Source organism: Marinobacter sp. MBR-105 (assembly GCF_053628895.1).
In genome coordinates this window covers 20,357-38,359 of sequence record NZ_JBRJHG010000003.1, presented here as the reverse complement: position 1 = coordinate 38,359, position 18,003 = coordinate 20,357, and the positions used below count along the sequence as shown (strand labels likewise).

The 18,003-nt window shown below is 57.5% G+C and carries 14 protein-coding genes and 1 tRNA gene; 3 read left to right on the top strand and 12 right to left on the bottom strand.

The window, feature by feature from the left end:
- The first annotated feature begins 177 nt into the window (after positions 1-177).
- Positions 178-1,362, top strand: a complete 1,185-nt coding sequence (locus ACSSVV_RS04835) for a pyridoxal phosphate-dependent aminotransferase (protein WP_023008149.1) — start codon at positions 178-180, stop codon at positions 1,360-1,362.
- A gap of 70 nt (positions 1,363-1,432) precedes the next feature.
- Positions 1,433-1,508 (top strand) — tRNA-Asn (locus tag ACSSVV_RS04830).
- A 235-nt stretch (positions 1,509-1,743) separates the two neighbouring features.
- Here the strand turns inward: ACSSVV_RS04830 and pyrF are convergent.
- The 12 genes from pyrF to purU form a co-directional block, all read right to left on the bottom strand.
- On the bottom strand, positions 1,744-2,454 hold the full coding sequence (gene pyrF, locus ACSSVV_RS04825; RefSeq protein WP_023011097.1) for an orotidine-5'-phosphate decarboxylase: 711 nt from the start codon (positions 2,452-2,454) through the stop codon (positions 1,744-1,746).
- Positions 2,455-2,501: 47 nt separating this feature from the next.
- On the bottom strand, positions 2,502-3,674 hold the full coding sequence (lapB, locus tag ACSSVV_RS04820) for a lipopolysaccharide assembly protein LapB (RefSeq protein WP_014421819.1): 1,173 nt from the start codon (positions 3,672-3,674) through the stop codon (positions 2,502-2,504).
- Positions 3,674-3,976, bottom strand: coding sequence for a LapA family protein (locus tag ACSSVV_RS04815; protein ID WP_454105665.1), 303 nt, complete (start codon positions 3,974-3,976; stop codon positions 3,674-3,676). Before ACSSVV_RS04815 ends, lapB begins: the two co-directional genes overlap by 1 nt.
- A gap of 71 nt (positions 3,977-4,047) precedes the next feature.
- Positions 4,048-4,344, bottom strand: a complete 297-nt coding sequence (locus ACSSVV_RS04810) for an integration host factor subunit beta (RefSeq protein ID WP_011784538.1) — start codon at positions 4,342-4,344, stop codon at positions 4,048-4,050.
- 132 nt (positions 4,345-4,476) lie between these two features.
- Positions 4,477-6,168 (bottom strand): 30S ribosomal protein S1, encoded by a 1,692-nt coding sequence (gene rpsA, locus ACSSVV_RS04805; RefSeq protein ID WP_011784537.1) that lies wholly within the window; start codon positions 6,166-6,168, stop codon positions 4,477-4,479.
- 129 nt (positions 6,169-6,297) lie between these two features.
- Positions 6,298-6,978 (bottom strand): (d)CMP kinase, encoded by a 681-nt coding sequence (gene cmk, locus ACSSVV_RS04800; RefSeq protein WP_023011099.1) that lies wholly within the window; start codon positions 6,976-6,978, stop codon positions 6,298-6,300.
- Positions 6,978-9,206, bottom strand: a complete 2,229-nt coding sequence (locus ACSSVV_RS04795; RefSeq protein WP_454105664.1) for a bifunctional prephenate dehydrogenase/3-phosphoshikimate 1-carboxyvinyltransferase — start codon at positions 9,204-9,206, stop codon at positions 6,978-6,980. The genes cmk and ACSSVV_RS04795 overlap by 1 nt, the downstream gene beginning before the upstream one ends.
- 1 nt (position 9,207) lies before the next feature.
- On the bottom strand, positions 9,208-10,332 hold the full coding sequence (hisC, locus tag ACSSVV_RS04790) for a histidinol-phosphate transaminase (RefSeq protein WP_454105663.1): 1,125 nt from the start codon (positions 10,330-10,332) through the stop codon (positions 9,208-9,210).
- A gap of 29 nt (positions 10,333-10,361) precedes the next feature.
- The gene (gene pheA, locus ACSSVV_RS04785; protein WP_023008143.1) at positions 10,362-11,459 is read right to left on the bottom strand and encodes a prephenate dehydratase; all 1,098 of its coding nucleotides are present in this window, start codon (positions 11,457-11,459) and stop codon (positions 10,362-10,364) included.
- Between the two features lie 2 nt (positions 11,460-11,461).
- Positions 11,462-12,544, bottom strand: a complete 1,083-nt coding sequence (serC, locus tag ACSSVV_RS04780) for a 3-phosphoserine/phosphohydroxythreonine transaminase (protein ID WP_454105662.1) — start codon at positions 12,542-12,544, stop codon at positions 11,462-11,464.
- Positions 12,541-15,111: a DNA gyrase subunit A gene (gene gyrA / locus ACSSVV_RS04775; RefSeq protein ID WP_022992563.1), complete on the bottom strand. Its 2,571-nt coding sequence runs from the start codon at positions 15,109-15,111 to the stop codon at positions 12,541-12,543. Before gyrA ends, serC begins: the two co-directional genes overlap by 4 nt.
- A gap of 126 nt (positions 15,112-15,237) precedes the next feature.
- The gene (gene purU, locus ACSSVV_RS04770; RefSeq protein ID WP_153741059.1) at positions 15,238-16,092 is read right to left on the bottom strand and encodes a formyltetrahydrofolate deformylase; all 855 of its coding nucleotides are present in this window, start codon (positions 16,090-16,092) and stop codon (positions 15,238-15,240) included.
- A 144-nt stretch (positions 16,093-16,236) separates the two neighbouring features.
- Here purU and ggt point away from each other — a divergent pair, with 144 nt between their 5' ends.
- Positions 16,237-17,997, top strand: a complete 1,761-nt coding sequence (ggt, locus tag ACSSVV_RS04765; protein ID WP_454105661.1) for a gamma-glutamyltransferase — start codon at positions 16,237-16,239, stop codon at positions 17,995-17,997.
- Positions 17,998-18,003 lie beyond the last annotated feature (6 nt).

The following is an 18,003-nucleotide window of genomic DNA, read 5'->3' as shown; positions in this document are numbered from 1 at the left end:
TCCGGACACCGGAAACGACGGAATATTTGCGTCGCATCCTCAAGAAATTTAGCGTTCTGGCAGCTTCATGATACCATCTGTGCGATCGACGGCTGGGTGAAAAATCAGCCAGTAACTTTGGCTCCAGTTGCCCGGCCGATCGCAGCCCAATAAGACGCAGCTTTAAGGAGCTCAAGTTTGGACCTTCAACTTTCCAGCCGAGTACAGGCGATCAAGCCTTCCCCCACCCTCGCAGTTACCAATAAAGCCGCTGAACTCCGTGCGGCCGGCCAGGATATTATCGGCCTCGGTGCTGGCGAGCCTGACTTCGACACCCCCGATCACATCAAACAGGCGGCTATCGACGCCATCAACAACGGCCAGACCAAGTACACCGCCGTGGATGGTACGCCCGCGCTGAAGAAAGCGATTATTGCGAAGTTCAAACGGGACAACGGCCTGGAATACGAAGCCAACCAGATACTGGTAAGCAGTGGTGGCAAACAGAGCTTTTTCAACCTCGCCCTGGCGACACTGAATGAAGGCGACGAGGCCATCATTCCCGCACCCTACTGGGTTTCCTACCCGGATATGGTGCTGGTGGCCGAAGGCAAACCGGTGATCATCGAAACCACCGCAGAGACTCGCTTCAAGATCACGCCGGAACAGCTGGAAAACGCCATTACTGAGCGCACCCGCCTGTTCGTGATCAACAGCCCGTCCAACCCCAGTGGCATGGCTTACACCATGGAAGAGCTGCAGGCCATCGGTGAGGTGCTTAAAAAGCACCCGAACATCATGATTGCCACCGACGATATGTACGAGCCGATCCTGTGGACTGGCAAGCCGTTCTGCAACATCCTGAACGCTTGCCCGGAGCTGTATGACCGCACCTTCGTACTGAACGGTGTCTCCAAGGCCTACTCCATGACTGGCTGGCGTATCGGCTATGCCGCTGGCCCGGCAAAAATCATCGGTGCCATGAAGAAGATCCAGTCCCAGAGCACCTCGAACCCCTGCTCTATCTCCCAGGCCGCCGCAACAGCCGCTCTGGATGGAGATCAGGCGTGCGTGGGCGAGATGGTCAAGGCTTTCAGGGAACGCCACGACTGGCTGGTAGCGGCCCTGAACAAGCTGCCTGGTGTGGACTGCCTGAACGGCGACGGCACGTTTTATGTCTTCCCGAGCTTCCAGGGTGCAATCGATGCCACTGACGGCGTGAGCACCGATGTGGAATTCGCCGAGAAGCTGCTGACCGAGGCCGGCGTGGCTCTGGTTCCGGGCTCTGCGTTTGGCTGCCCGGGGCACATGCGGCTGAGCTTTGCCACCAGCATGGATAACCTGCAGAAGGCGGTCGAGCGTTTGCAGAAGGCTCTTGGCTAAAATTTTAAGCTGAGGGGTTGACGGGGCGGTATGGCCAACATAATATACGCGCCTCGTCACACGACGACGTTCCCCGATAGCTCAGTTGGTAGAGCAACGGACTGTTAATCCGTTTGTCGCTGGTTCGAGCCCAGCTCGGGGAGCCACTATTTCGAAAGCCCGCTAGTTCTCTGAATTAGCGGGCTTTTTTCGTTAGACCTCGTATTCGGATAATCGCCTGCCGGGCACGGACGGGTGTCGCTCCCGAAAATGTCGGAGGCCATGGATGGCCGGAGAGAAGCGCACATGGATGTGCTTGTAGCGGTTTTCGGGAGCGACACCCGTCCGTGCCCTACCCGCTAACCCGGAAGGCTAGGGACAGGACCCGTAACCGGGACAAAGCTAGACCGCCGCGACCTCAGCGTGAATGGCCTCTAAAGCAGCCAGAGGGTCAGGCGCCTGGGTGATGGGCCGGCCAATGACGAGGTAGTCGGAACCCGCCTTGAGAGCATCAACCGGGGTCATAATGCGTTGCTGGTCGCCTTTGTCTGCGGTCAGCGGCCGGATTCCCGGTGTGATCAACTGGAAGTCACTACCCTGCTCCGCTTTCAGACGCGGGGCTTCCTGAGCCGAGCAAACCACGCCGTCCAGGCCGCTGTTTTTGGTCAGGGTTGCCAGACGGGAAACATGGGCTTCTGCCGAACCGGTAATACCGATACCAGCAAGGTCCTCGTCAGACATGCTGGTCAATACAGTGACCGCAATCAGGAGCGGGCGGTCATTGCCGAACGCTTCCAGGCGTTCACGGCAGGCCACCATCATCTTCTCGCCGCCTGAGGCATGCACATTCACCATCCACACGCCCAGTTCCGCAGCTGCGACCACCGCGGCCGAGGTGGTATTAGGGATATCGTGAAATTTCAGATCCAGGAAAATATCAAACCCGCGACTCTGGAGCGCTTTTACCAGATCCGGGCCTGAGCGCGTAAACAGCTCCTTGCCCACTTTCAGGCGGCATTTTGCCGGATCAAGCTGATCAGCCAGGGCCAAGGCGGGATTCTGGGAAGGAAAGTCGAGCGCGACGATGATTTTCGGGTCGTTCAGGTTTTGCACGTTCAGGTTCCTGGGTAGAAAGGTAATCGGGATGGGTCAAAGCGAGGTTATTCCGCCTCTACGCCCTGAATGGGACGCACGGTTTCCCACTGTTTGCAGCTTGGGCACAGCCAGTGTAACTGTTGGCCGGAGAATCCGCAGCTTACGCAACGGTAGACCGGGCGGTTTGCGAGAATCAGGTGCCCTATTCTGCTGACAAGGCGCCCCTCATCGGTGGTCATGCCTTTTTCATAGCCCGCCATCTCCACCAACCGCAAAAGCCCTCGCACGGAGGGCCTGGTCTCGAGCTCCATGCGCAGTAGATCAATGGCCGCCGGCCGGCCGGAGGAACGCTCAACTGACTCCACCAGGGCCAGCAGCAGGCTGGTACTGGGATACTGCTCATAGAGCTTACGAAGCTTTTTATAAAGGCGTGAAACATCACCATGCTCACGCTCCAGCTTCATCAATCGGTCTATCGCTTCCGGACCGAACTCCGGATTCTGGTCGAAAATTTTCAGGGACTGGTTTGCCGCCTCCCGAAAATTGCCCTGCCGAATCTGGAGCTTCATCAGCAGCAGGGTTGCCCGCACACAGGAGCGGTCGTAATCCAGCGCTTCTTTCGCCAGCTTCTGCGCTGTCCAGCGGTCGTCGTTACGGCTCAGGGCGCCATCAGACAATTCGCAGGTAATGTAGGCCAGCGCTTTGAAGGTAGCAGGATCCGCATCACCACGAGTGAGGGTTTTTGCCACCTGGGCCGCCTTCTCCCACTCTCTCTCCTGCTGATAGAGCTCAATCAACGCAATGGCTGAGCGGCGCCCGTACTCGCGGTCGCCCATCAACTGGTGAAACAATGCTTCGGCCCGGTCGAGCAATCCGGCATTCAGATAGTCCATTGCCAGTTCCTGGGTAACCTGGGGCGAATAACGGGCCGGGAGCTCAGGCCTGGCAAGAAGATTCTGGTGAATCAGAATGGCGCGGTCTGTCTCTCCCTTATTCCGGAAATGGCTGCCAATGGAGAGATGCAAGCTGACGGTGTCTTTGTTGACGGCAAGGGATTGAACGAAGTTCTCGACAGCCTGATCAGAGTAGTTGGTAAAGAGAAACTGCAGACGGTCCCGAACGGAATCCTCGTCCATAATGGCTCGGGAGGCGCGGCCAGAGCGGTTTCCGTATCGACCTACAGCCCAGCCAGCGGCAACGGCCGCCGTCAGAAGCAGCCACTGAAACAGCATGTCCATCAAAGTGCCCGGTCGTTTTGTGCCCTGGATTTTTCGAGTGCGTGCTCTGTCCGCTCAAGACGCTTCTGCAGATGACGGCGCGATACAGACGTCCGGACGGTAGCCATGGTAGTCACAAGCACCCCAACCAGTGCACCAATCACAAACGCCATGATGATCCAGACAGCAACGCCATGGGGCTGGGTTTCGAACAACAGGAAGTTGAGCGAGACCGCCATCTGATTATTCAGGGAAAACACCAGCGCCAGAAGAATCAGAACCAGAACCAGCAAGTTAATTAGGATCTTCCGCAGTCCTGCCATGTCTTAAGCGCTCCCAACGGGTCAGATGCCCGGTATGTGAGGTTTCGTGTGTTAATTGCCTTCTCGGGGCCTCAGAAACCTTTTTTCATGCTGTCGTTGACCTGCTCTCGCAGCTCTTTGCCGGGCTTGAAGTGCGGCACAAACTTGGCTGGCAGTTGCACGGCGTCTCCGGTTTTCGGGTTACGTCCGGTGCGGGCAGCCCGATGATGCAGGGAAAAACTGCCAAATCCACGGATCTCAATTCGCTGGCCGTCGGCAAGGGACTGAGACATATGCTCGATGATGCTTTTCACCGCGAGCTCAACATCCTTTACGGAGAGCTGAGTCTGCTTCGAAGCGATCAGTTCAACCAGTTCGGACTTCGTCATGAGGCTTTTCCCTCTGTCGTTATTATTCCGCAGCAAATTACCGGGTCCCAATGCCTCTAGTTTAGCCAAACCAGAAAAAAACACAAAAAAAACGGGCTCTTAGAGCCCGTTTTTTTGACACCAACCGGAAACTTAGTCCTTGTTAGCGTTCTGCTGCTGCATCTGCTCCTTGATCAGGTCACCGATAGTGGTGGCACCTGAGGATTCTGCAGCCTTACTGCGTACGTTTTCCAGGGCCTGCTTGTCGTCCTCAACGTCTTTGGACTTGACAGACAGGTTGATCACGCGGTTTTTGCGATCGATGCTGATGATCTTCGCTTCAACTTCTTCGCCTTCCTTCAGAACGTTACGCGCGTCTTCTACGCGGTCACGGCTGATTTCAGAGGCTTTCAGTACCGCTTCAACTTCTTCGTTCAGGGCAATGGTGGCGCCTTTGGCGTCAACCGCAGATACGGTGCCCTTAACGATGGAGCCCTTGTCGTTCAGCTGAACGAACTCGGCAAACGGATCGCTTTCCAGCTGTTTGATGCCCAGGGAGATGCGCTCACGCTCTGGATCAACAGACAGGATAACGGTTTCAACTTCGTCGCCCTTCTTGTATTCGCGAACGGCTTCTTCGCCAGTCTCGTTCCAGCTGATGTCAGACAGGTGAACCAGACCATCGATGCCACCGTCCAGGCCGATGAAGATACCGAAGTCCGTGATGGACTTGATCTTGCCGGAGATACGGTCGCCCTTGTTGAAGTTGCTGGAGAAATCTTCCCACGGGTTGGCAACGCACTGCTTGATGCCCAGAGAGATACGACGACGCTCTTCGTCAATATCCAGGATCATCACTTCTACTTCGTCACCTACCTGAACAACCTTGGACGGATGGATGTTCTTGTTGGTCCAATCCATTTCGGATACGTGGACCAGACCTTCAACACCCTCTTCCAGCTCGGCAAAGCAGCCGTAGTCGGTCAGGTTGGTTACGCGAGCAGTAACCTTGGAACCTTCCGGGTAACGACCTTTGATGTCGACCCAGGGATCTTCGCCCAGCTGCTTCAGACCCAGAGACACACGGTTGCGCTCACGGTCAAACTTCAGGACTTTAACATTGATTTCGTCGCCCACATTCACGATTTCGCTCGGATGCTTGATGCGCTTCCAGGCCATATCAGTGATGTGCAGCAGGCCGTCAACACCACCCAGGTCTACGAATGCACCGTAGTCGGTCAGGTTCTTGACGATACCCTTGATTTCCAGACCTTCGGTCAGGGTTTCCAGCAGAGCTTCACGCTGCTCGCTGTTTTCAGCTTCCAGAACGGCGCGGCGGGAAACAACCACGTTGTTACGCTTCTGGTCCAGCTTGATAACCTTGAATTCAAGCTCTTTGTTCTCCAGGTGCGCAGTGTCGCGAACCGGACGAACGTCTACCAGGGAACCCGGCAGGAAGGCACGGATGCCGGCCAGATCAACAGTGAAACCACCTTTGACCTTGCCATTGATAATACCCTTGACCACTTCCTCAGCTTCGAAGGACTTCTCGAGAACCTTCCACGCTTCAGCGCGCTTGGCCTTTTCACGGGACAGACGGGTTTCACCGAAACCGTCTTCAACTGCATCGAGAGCCACATCGACAACATCGCCGACAGCTACTTCCAACTCGCCTTTTTCGTTCAGGAACTGGGAGGCGGGGATAACGCCCTCGGACTTCAGTCCGGCGTTAACGGTGACCCAGTCGTTGTCGACGTCAACTACGGTTCCCTGGACGATGGAACCCGGTTGCATGTCAATTTCTTTTAGACTTTCTTCAAAAAGATCCGCAAAGCTCTCGCTCATTATGTGCCCTATATGATCAACGCAAGTGTGCTCCGTGTCACCAGCAACACGGTCTGTTAACGATGTCCGGAATCAGCCAGCGGCTGGCAGAGTACGCTGTTCCGGCATTTCAACGACAAAAAGGTGTAGTCAGGCCTGACCTGCTGCGGCCATACACCTGTCTAACACCTCTTCGATACTCAAACCCGTAGAATCAATGACTTGCGCATCATCCGCAGGCTTGAGGGGGGCCGCCGAACGGTTCATATCCCGCTCATCACGAACCCGTATCTCCTCTAAAAGGGCGTCAATGTTAACATCGACACCTGCTTCCTTCAACTGATTGTAGCGCCTGCGGGCCCGCTCCTCGGCACTGGCGGTCAGGAAGATTTTGACCGGTGCATCCGGAAAGACCACCGTACCCATATCGCGGCCATCGGCCACCAGCCCGGGCGCCACCCTGAAATCGCGCTGGCGCTGCAACAAGGCATCGCGCACCGGTTGCATGACGGCGACTTTTGACGCGTTATCACCACAGGTCTCGGTGCGGATCTCGGAGGTAACGTCTTCCCCGGCCAACAGAACCTTCGCGGGCTCACCCGGAGGCGTCGGCATGAACGCAACATCGAGCCCTGCGGCAACCCGAACCAGTGCCGGCTCGTCGTCCAGCGCAACCCCCTGGCGGGCAGCTGCCAGGGCCGTCAGCCGATACAAGGCACCACTGTCGAGCAGATGCCAGCCCAGTTTGCGGGCCAACATCTGGGTAACGGTACCCTTGCCAGAACCGCCAGGGCCGTCAACCGTAATTACCGGTGCCTTGCTATCACTCATCAATCACTACCTTCTGCGTTAATTCGAATACCTGTCTGCAATGCCAGATCAACAAAACCCGGGAACGATGTGGCCACGTTGGCGCAATCGTTGATCCGGATAGGTCCGGTTGCGCGCAATGATGCCACCGCAAACGACATGGAAATGCGATGATCACCATGACTTTCCACGGTACCGCCGCCTATTTCCTGGCCTCCATCTATAATGATGCCGTCCGGGGTCACGATGGTTTCCACGCCCAGAGCCTTAAGACCATCCGCCATTACCTGAATCCGGTCACTCTCTTTCACCCGAAGCTCCTCGGCGCCGCGCAAAACAGTGCGCCCGTCCGCGCAGGCAGCGGCGATAAACAGGACCGGGAACTCGTCAATGGCCAGTGGCACCTGCTCCTCGGGAATGTCGATGCCTTTCAGATCGGCTGACCGCACCCTGAGATCAGCTACCGGCTCTCCACCAATGACCTTCTCATTGAGCACCTCAATGCTGGCGCCCATCTGTTTCAGGATATTGATTACGCCCACACGGGTGGGGTTCATGCCGACATGGCGAAGCGTCAGGTCGGAACCTTCGGCAATACTGGCCGCCACCAGGAAAAACGCGGCCGAGGAAATATCAGCCGGCACATCAATGGCACAGGCAGACAGCTTGCCTCCACCGGTGACACTGGCAGTCGCTCCGTCCCGATGAACGTGGTAGCCGAAGCCTTCCAGCATGCGCTCGGTATGATCCCGGGTTGGCGCCGGCTCGGTCACCGAGGTAACACCCTCAGCGTAGAGTCCCGCCAGCAGCAGACAGGATTTCACCTGGGCACTGGCTACCGGCATTTCGTAATGAATGCCCGTGAGCGCATGTCCACCTCGAATCTTCAACGGCGGCCGACCACCTTCACCGGTGTCGATGACCGCTCCCATGGCACGCAGCGGATCTGCCACGCGCCCCATAGGCCGCTTTGACAAACTGACATCGCCCGTGAGCTCAGAATCGAAGGGCTGAGCGGCCAGCAATCCGGCAAACAGGCGCATGGCCGTACCCGAGTTGCCCAGATACAACGGGCCACGGGGCGCCTGGAGGCCTTTCATACCGACGCCGTGAATGCGCACAAAGCCGTCATCCGGACCTTCGATAGTAACGCCCATATCCCGGAACGCCTGCAGGGTGGCAAGACTGTCCTCCCCCTCCAGAAAGCCCTTCACTTCGGTTGTCCCCTCAGCCAGGGCACCGAGCATGATGGAACGGTGAGACATGGATTTGTCGCCCGGAACCCGGATGTCACCTATCACGGTGCCGCCCGGCTGCATTTGGAAAGTCACCTGTTTATCGCTGTTGTTAGTCACGTACGCCTGTCCTGAAAGCATTTTGGAAAAATGTTCCCGCGCCGCCTTGGCACGGCTGAAAACCCTGAGCAACGTGGCACCATCGCCGCAGGCAATGGCAGCGCGGAGTTGATCCAGATCTTCGGTAAAATGGTCTATTACCCGGAGTACGGCATCCCGGTTGGAGAGAAAAATGTCGTGCCACATCACCGGATCACTTGCGGCAATCCGGGTAAAATCACGGAACCCACCTGCGGCATAGCGGAAGATATCCATATTCTCATCTTCGCCCGCCAGAGTGTCTACCAGCGAAAAAGCGATCAGGTGGGGTAAATGGCTGGTGGCCGCGAGCACCTCATCGTGATACCCCACCGACATGGTAAGCACGGTCGCACCGGCACCTTCCCAGACGGTCCGCAAACGATTCAGGCCGTCCTGGTCGGCATTTTGCGCCGGCGTCAGGATTACCTTGTGATTGGCAAAGAGATCGGGCCGGGCCGCACGGATGCCGCTCTTTTCGGAACCGGCGATGGGATGGCCGGGTATTACCCAGGACGGCAACTCTCCGAATACCGCCTCCACATCGGCAACAAAACTGGACTTGGTACTGCCCACATCAGAGAGAATGGCGCTCTCTTCGATGACGGGCCGAATTTGTTCCAGCACCGCACGGGTGGCTCGCACCGGAACGGCCAACACCACCAGATCACTGCCCTTTACGGCCTGCTCAATGGAATCCGCAGCCTCGTCAATTACACCCAGTTCAACGCCGAGAGCCAGTTCATCCTGGCGGGTATCAAAACCGGTCACCGTTCCCGCAAGCCGTTGCGTGCGTATGGCGCTGGCCAGAGAACCGCCTATCAGCCCCAGGCCGATAACCGCAACCCGACGAAAAGGCGCACTCGGTACTGTCACTTCACGCCCCCAGCCCTGCTGACGCCAACGCCTCAGCCAGCGCATCGAGAAAACGTTCATTTTCTTGCGGAAGGCCGACCGATACACGCAGATGCCGGGGCATACCATAACCAGCGACGGGCCGAACAATCACGCCATGGGCCAACAAGGCCTGATAGATACCGGCAGCTGGCTCACCCACTTCCACGGTAATGAAGTTGCCCGCCGAAGGGATGTAGGATAGCCCCATGCGATCGAAGCCTTCCGCCAGTTGTTGCAGGCCGGCTTCGTTCACCTCCCGGGATTTCTGCAGATAGGCTTCATCCTCAAGAACAGCTGTGGCCGCCGCCAGGGCAACGGTATCGACATTGAATGGCTGGCGAACCCGGTTCAGGATGTCAGCAATGGCCGGAGAACTGATGCTGTAGCCCACTCGCAGGGCTGCAAGCCCCCACGCCTTGGAAAAGGTGCGGCAGACAATCAGGTTCGGGTATTTTTCCAGCAGCCGAATACCATCCGGGTACTCGTCACCAACAAGGTATTCGCAGTAGGCTTCATCCAGCACAACCAGAACCTGTTCAGGGATACGATCCAGAAACGCTTCAATCGCATCGGCGGTGTGCACGGTACCGGTGGGATTATTCGGATTAGCAACAAACACCAGCTTGGTGCGCTCGCTCACCGCATCGGCCATGGCATCCAGATCATGCCCCCAGTCCTTTGCAGGCACCGCCACACCTCGGGCGCCAATCGCCTGGGTTACCAGCGGGTATACTGCGAAGGCATACTGGGAAAACACCACTTCGCTATCAGAGTCGGCGAAACACCGGGCAATGACTTCCAGCACATCGTTGGAACCATTCCCGAGGGTGATCTGGCTCATTTCCACGCCAAAGCGACGGGCCAGAGCCTGCTTCAGATCAAAGCCATTGCCGTCCGGGTACAGGCACATTTCGTCGAGGGCATTTCGGGCGGCCGATAACGCTTTCTCACTCGGCCCAAGCGGGTTCTCATTGCTGGCCAGCTTGATGATCTCCGACGGATTCAATCCCAGCTCCCGGGCCAGCTCTTCAATCGGCTTTCCGGGCTGGTACGGAGACAGAGCCTGAACACCTTTTACCGCAAGACTCTGGTAATCCACTGACATTGAACTCTCCTCAGGATCGACATTCGAAATCAAAGTACGCCGATGGGATAGGACCCCAGGCGCTTCAGCTCCACGGCTTCTTCATCAATTTCAGCCAGTACCTTGCTGATCCTGTCATCCTGCATGTGACCTTCGAAATCAATGTAGAAAACATAAGCCCAGGTGCCACTGGGCGAAGGCCGCGTTTCAATCCGTGTCAGACTGATGCCGTGACGATGGAACGGCTCAAGCAGCTGGTACAAAGCGCCCGGCTTGTTGCGCATGGAGACCAGAATCGAGGACTTGTCCTGGCCACTGGCCGGCACCTCCTCCCGCCCAATGATCAGGAAGCGGGTGGTATTGTCCGGGCGATCCTCAATGCTGTTAGCCAGCTTTTCCAGTCCGTACAGCTCCGCCGCCATATCTCCGGCAATCGCCGCCGCACCCGGCTCTTCAGCCGCACGGCGCGCCGCCTCGGCATTGCTGGAAACGGTAATACGCTCAATACCGTAGCGATGTGTATCCAGCCACTGCCGGCACTGGGCGAACGACTGTTGATGGGAATAGATGCGGGTAATTTCCTCATCCTTGTGCTTCGGCGATACCAGCAGATGATGATGAATGCGAAGCTGCACCTCACCGCAGATTTTCAACGGCGAAGACATGAACATATCGAGGGTGTGATTGATCATACCCTCAGTGGAATTCTCAACCGGCACCACACCGTAATGCGCCGCACCGGATTCTACCTCGCGGAATACCGCATCAATCGCAGGCAGCGGCACGCTGACGACAGAGTGGCCGAAGTGTTTGAGCGCCGCCGCCTGGGTGAAGGTGCCTACCGGGCCCAGGAAGGCAATATGCATGGGCTTTTCCAGCGCCAGGCAAGCCGACATGATCTCACGGAACAGCCGCGCCATCTCTTCAGCGGGCAAAGGCCCCGGATTCTTTTCCTTGATCCGGCGCAACACCTGAGCTTCGCGCTCAGGCCGGTAAAAGAATACATCCTCACCGGGATTGGCCGCCAATTTGACATGGGCCACTTCCTGCGCACATTTCGCCCGGGCACTGATCAGCTCCATGATCTGCTGATCGAGGGCGTCGATCTCCTCCCTTAATTCCCCCAGGCGGGTCTTCTCATCCGTCATGATCAGCCCCGCTCCTTCGCAAATTCCGCCATGTAGTCGATCAGTGCGTCGACACCTTCTTCCGGCATGGCGTTGTAGATGCTGGCACGCATACCACCGACCGAACGGTGGCCCTGCAGGTTGAGCAGATGCCGGACTTCAGCGCCTTTCAGAAATTCAGCATTAAGCGCATCATCGGCCAGAGTGAACGGTACGTTCATCCAGGAGCGGAAGCGTGGTTCAATGGGGTTGGCGTAGAAATCGTTGCCATCAATGAAACCATACAGCTTCTTTGCTTTCCGGGCGTTCATCTCGCCCATGGCTTGAACACCGCCCTGCTCTTTCAGCCACTTGAACACCAGCCCGGACAGGTACCAGGAATAGGTCGCCGGGGTGTTGTACATGGAGCCGTTATCGGAGATGACCTGATAGTTCATCATGGTCGGCGTCTCTTTCCGGGCCTTACCCAGGAGATCCTTACGGATAATTACCACCACCAGGCCCGAGGGGCCGATGTTCTTCTGGGCGCCGGCATAGATCAGACCGAATTTGCTGATATCCAGCGGCCGGGACAGCATGGTGGAAGACATATCCGCCACCAGCGGCACATTGCCACTGTCCGGAATAAAATCGTATTCCAGACCACCGATGGTTTCGTTCGGCGTGTAATGCAGGTAAGCGGCATCGGCGCTGGTGTTCCAGGCGGACTGATCCGGAATGGTGGTAAACCCGCTGTCTTCAGAGCTCGCAACCACATTCACATTACCGTAGCGCTTGGCTTCGGCAATGGCCTTTTTCGACCAGATGCCGGTATTCACATAATCAGCCGAGGCCTTGTCACCAAGCAGATTCAGCGGAATGGTCGAGAACTGACTGGAAGCTCCACCCTGCATGAAGAGTACGGCGTAATCATCTGAAATACCGGCCAATTCACGGAGATCCTTCTCAGCCGCTTCTGCAATGGCAACAAACTCATCGCTGCGATGACTCATCTCCATCACCGACATGCCGGTGCCGCGCCAATCGAGCATTTCGCTCTGGGCCTGCTTCAGCACAGCTTCCGGCAAGGTGGCCGGACCAGCACAGAAATTGAACGCCCTGCTCATTCTTCGGTTTCCTCGCCTTCCACTTCTTCTTCATCATCGGATTCTGCAATCCGCTCCACACCCACCAGGCGCTCATCTTCCTGGGCCAGACGGATCAGACGCACGCCCTGGGTATTCCGGCTCAGTACCGACACCTCATCAGTGCGGGTACGCACCAGTGTGCCCTTGTCGGAGATCAGCATCATCTGGTCGCCATCAAACAGTTGCAGCGCAGTCACCAGATTACCGTTTCGCTCGGAGCACTGCATGGCGATAACGCCCTGGCTGCCACGGCTGTAGGCCGGGAATTCATCAATGGCCGTGCGCTTGCCATAACCATGCTCACTGGCCGTCAGAATCACACCGCCTTCCTGCGGAATGATCAGGGACACGACATGGTGGCCTTCCGGCATCTTGATACCGCGGACACCACGAGCCGTCCTGCTCATCGGGCGAACCTGCTCTTCCTGGAAGCGCACCGCTTTACCGGCACTGGAGAACAGCATCACTTCGGCAGAACCATCGGTAATGGCGGCACCAATCAGGGTGTCACCCTCATCGAGATTCAAGGCAATCAGGCCACTGCTGCGTGGGCGCGAGAAGTTCGGCAGCGGTGTCTTCTTGACCACACCGGCCGAGGTGGCCATCAGCACAAACTGGTCTTCCGGGTAATCACGTACCGGCAGGAAGGTAGTAATGCGCTCTCCTTCGTCCAGCGGCAGGATGTTGACCATGGGGCGACCACGGGAGCCACGGCTGCCGCGGGGAATCTCGAACACCCGCAGCCAGTACACCTTACCCTTGTTGGAGAAGCACAGAATGGTGTCGTGGGAATTCGCAACCAGCAGCTTCTCGATAAAGTCTTCGTCCTTCATCGACGTTGCCGCTTTACCCCGGCCACCACGGCGCTGGGCCTGGTAATCCTCAACGGCCTGGGTCTTGGCATAGCCACTGTGGGAAATAGTCACCACCAGATCTTCTTCGTCGATCAGGTCTGCGATGGTCAGGTCGCGACGGGAGCTGGTGATCTCGGTACGGCGCTCATCGCCATACTGGCTGACAATTTCTGCCAGTTCGTCACGAATCACCTGCATCAGACGCTCGGGGTCGCCCAGGATATCCAGCAGATCGGCAATCTTCTCCAGGATTTCCTTGTACTCGTTCTGGAGCTTTTCGGTTTCCAGACCGGTCAGGCGGTGCAGTCGCAGATCCAGAATCGCCTGGGCCTGCTCCGGCGACAAGTGGTACAGGCCGTCTCGCAGGCCATAGATCTCGGGCAGGTCGTCCGGACGACAAGCATCCTCGCCGGCACGCTCCAGCATGGCGAGTACGTCGCCAGGTGCCCAGCCCTTGTCCATCAGCTTTTCTTTCGCTTCTGCAGCAGAGGGCGACTGTTTGATCAACTCGATGATTTCATCAATGTTGGCCAGGGCAACGGTGAGACCTTCCAGAATATGGCCCCGCTCACGAGCCTTGCGCAGCTCATAAATAGTGCGGCGGGTGACCACTTCCCGACGATGGCGCACAAACGCATCGAGCATTTCTTTCAGGTTCAGGGTCTTGGGCTCGCCGTTGATCAGCGCCACCATGTTGATACCGAACACGGTTTCCAGCTGAGTCTGGGCGAACAGATTGTTGATGATCACATCCGGGTTCTCGCCCCGACGCAATTCGATCACAACCCGGATACCTTCCTTGTTCGATTCATCACGCAGCTCAGAGATACCTTCCAGGCGCTTTTCCTTCACCAGTTCCGCGATCTTCTCGATCAGACGGGCCTTGTTCAGCTGGTAAGGCAGCTCGGTGATGATGATGGATTCGCGGCCGGTCTTCTTGTCCTGCTCAATCTCGTGGCGGGCACGGATATAAATGCGGCCACGTCCTGTGCGGTATGCTTCCACGATACCGGCACGGCCATTGATGATGCCCTGGGTGGGGAAGTCCGGGCCCGGGATGAATTCCATCAGCTCATCGACCGTGAGATCCGGGTTATCGATCAGTGCCAGGCAGCCGTTCACCACTTCCGTCAGGTTGTGGGGCGGAATATTGGTGGCCATACCCACGGCAATACCGGAGGAACCGTTTACCAGCAAATTGGGCACACGGGTCGGCAGAACTTCCGGAATACGTTCGGTGCCGTCGTAGTTGTCTACGTAATCGACGGTTTCCTTGTCGAGATCCGCCAGCAGCGAATGGGCGATCTTCTCCATGCGGATTTCGGTGTAACGCATGGCGGCGGCATTGTCGCCGTCGATGGAACCGAAGTTACCCTGGCCGTCTACCAGAGGGTAGCGCAGGGAGAATGGCTGAGCCATTCGAACGATGGTGTCGTATACCGCAGAGTCACCGTGGGGGTGATATTTACCGATAACGTCACCCACCACACGGGCAGACTTCTTGTAGGCCTTGTTCCAGTCGTTACCCAACTCGGACATGGCGAACAGCACCCGGCGGTGTACCGGCTTCAGGCCGTCCCGGACATCGGGTAATGCCCGGCCAACGATAACGCTCATGGCGTAATCGAGGTAGGACTGTTTCAACTCGTCTTCAATATTGACCGGCAGGATCTCTTTGGCTAACTCACCCATCGAGAAAGGTTCCTTTGCGTTATCTGGAAGTCGTTCCGGGGCCTTTTCCGGGCCCCGTCTTTATTCTTCAACAAGCCGCCAAGCATACCACAGACCACCCCCGCCAGGGGCAACTGTGGTAAAGCCTTAATCAAACACCACGGTCTTGTTTTCGTAGGTAATCACTCGGTCTTCAATGTGGGACCGCAGGCCCCGGGCCAGCACGTTCTTTTCCACATCCTTGCCCAGGCGAACCATGTCTTCGATGGAGTCGCTGTGACTGATCCGGATGACGTCCTGCTCGATGATCGGACCCTCGTCCAGATCCTCGGTGACATAGTGGCAGGTGGCACCAATCAGCTTCACACCCCGGCTATAGGCCTGATGGTAGGGACGGGCACCGGCGAAAGATGGCAGGAAGCTGTGGTGAATATTGATCACCTTGCCGGAGTACTTTCCGCACAGCTCGGCAGGCAGAATCTGCATGTAACGGGCCAGCACCACCACGTCGGTTTCGTATTGCTGGAACAGCTCGTCGATATGGGCGAAGGCCTCAGCCTTGTTCTCTTTGCTCACCGGCACATGGTGGTAAGGAATCTCGTGCCACTCCACCATACGGCGCAGATCATCGTGGTTGGAAATCACCGCAACGATCTCGCAGTTGAGCTCTTTGCTGTGCCAACGGTGCAACAGATCGGCCAGGCAGTGTGATTCCTTGCTGCACATCAGGATAACCCGCTTGGGGCGCGCGGAATCAGCAATGTGCCAATTCATGTTGAACTCGCGGGCAATCGGCTCAAAGGCGGCACGGAACTGGTCCAGCCCGAACGGTATCGATTCGGCCTTGATTTCATGCCGCATGAAAAACCAGCCGGCCTGGGTATCGGAGTGGTGGCTCGCCTCGGTAATCCAGCCGTTATAGGTGGACAGAAAATTACTCACCTTGGCAACAATCCCGACCCTGTCCGGGCAGGAAATAACAAGACGATAGGTATGCTCCATGAAGCCTTTCCTTAACTTGAATCCGGGGAAAGCGGGCGCGACAGGAAACCACAAACCGGACATTCACGGCGATGGTCGGTACGCACCGGTAAAAATGACCGGCTATGATAGCCTATCTGACAGCCAGAAACGAGGAATCCGACCATGGACAGAGTGATCTACAGCCCCGCTTCGAAAATCAGCCACAGGCGGCTCTGGAGAGCGACAGCCGCGCTGATGCTTTTCCTGCTTGCCAGTAGCACAAACGCCAACGAACAGGCCATTCTGGAAGGGGAGCGCTTCCATCCGGTACAGGGCTCCCAGGGTATGGTTGCCACCAGCCACACCCTGGCCACAGAGGTTGCCCTGAAGGTATTGAAAGACGGGGGCAACGCCATTGATGCCGCTGTTACCGCCGGCTTCGCCCTGGCCGTCACCCAACCCCGTTCCGGCAATATTGGCGGTGGCGGCTTTCTGGTCTACTCGCCCGGTAACGGCGATGCCCCGGAAGCCATTGATTATCGCGAAACCGCACCGGCTGCAGCCACCGAAACCATGTTTCAGGATCAGGACGGCAATGTCGTGAGCGAGCGCAGCCGGTTCAGCCATAAGGCCGCCGGGGTACCCGGCACCGTAGCCGGGCTGGCACTGGCGCTGGAGCGGCACGGCACCCTGAGCCTGAGCCAGGCCCTGGCCCCGGCGATTCGACTGGCCCGGGAGGGCTTTGTGGTGCCCCACCGATTCACCGCAGGCCTGGAGCAGGCCCGGGACCGCCTTGAACGCTGGCCAGCCACCCGCACTACCTTCTATAAAAAAGATGGATCGGCCCCACAACCTGGCGAAGTGTTTCGCCAGCCGGAACTGGCCGACACCCTCCAGCGCATTGCCGAGCAGGGCGTAAAAGGCTTCTACGAAGGTGAAACCGCACAGTTGATTGTGGCGGAAATGCGACGGGGCGAGGGTCTGATTACTCTGGAAGACCTGCGCAACTACGAACCCGCCGTTCGCCAGCCGGTCCACGGCACCTATCGGGGATTTGATATCTACTCCATGTCGCCGCCCTCCTCTGGCGGCACTCACATCGTGCAGATCCTCAACATTCTGGAGGACTACCCCATCGGCGAATGGGGGCACAACTCCGCAAACACTATCCACCACATGGCCGAGGCAATGAAACTGGCATACGCAGATCGCTCGGAATACCTGGGTGATACAGACTTCGTAGCTGTGCCGCTGGAAGGGCTGACCAGCAAGGGCTACGCCGACCAACTTCGCACATCCATCAAGGCAGACAAGGCCCGGCCCGCCAGCGAGATCGCGCCTGGAAAACCTGGGCCCCGGGAAAGCCCGGAAACCACACACTTCTCGGTGGTGGACCGCTGGGGCAACGCGGTATCAAACACCTACACCATCAATTTCAGCTATGGCTCGGGCATTACCGTGGCCGGTGCCGGCTTTCTGCTCAATAACGAGATGGACGATTTCAGCGCCAAGCCGGGGGTTCCCAATGCTTATGGCCTGATCGGCGGCGAAGCCAACAAGGTGGAGCCAGGTAAACGCATGCTCAGCTCCATGTCGCCGACCATCGTACGAAAGGACGACCGCAATTTCCTGGTAACCGGCAGCCCCGGCGGCTCCCGGATCATCACCACCACCTTGCAGGTGATCATGAATGTGATCGACCATAATATGAACATACAGACAGCCGTCAGTGCGCCGCGCATCCACCACCAGTGGTTACCGGACGAGATTCGGGTGGAACAGGGTATCAGCCCGGACACTCTGGATCTGCTCCGGGCTCGAGGGCACACCATCAACACCGGCTCGGCCATGGGTGCCATCCAGAGCATCCTGATTGGCGAAGACGGCACGCTTTACGGCGGAGCCGATCCCCGGCGCAGCACTTCGTCTGCCATGGGATTCTGAGCCATT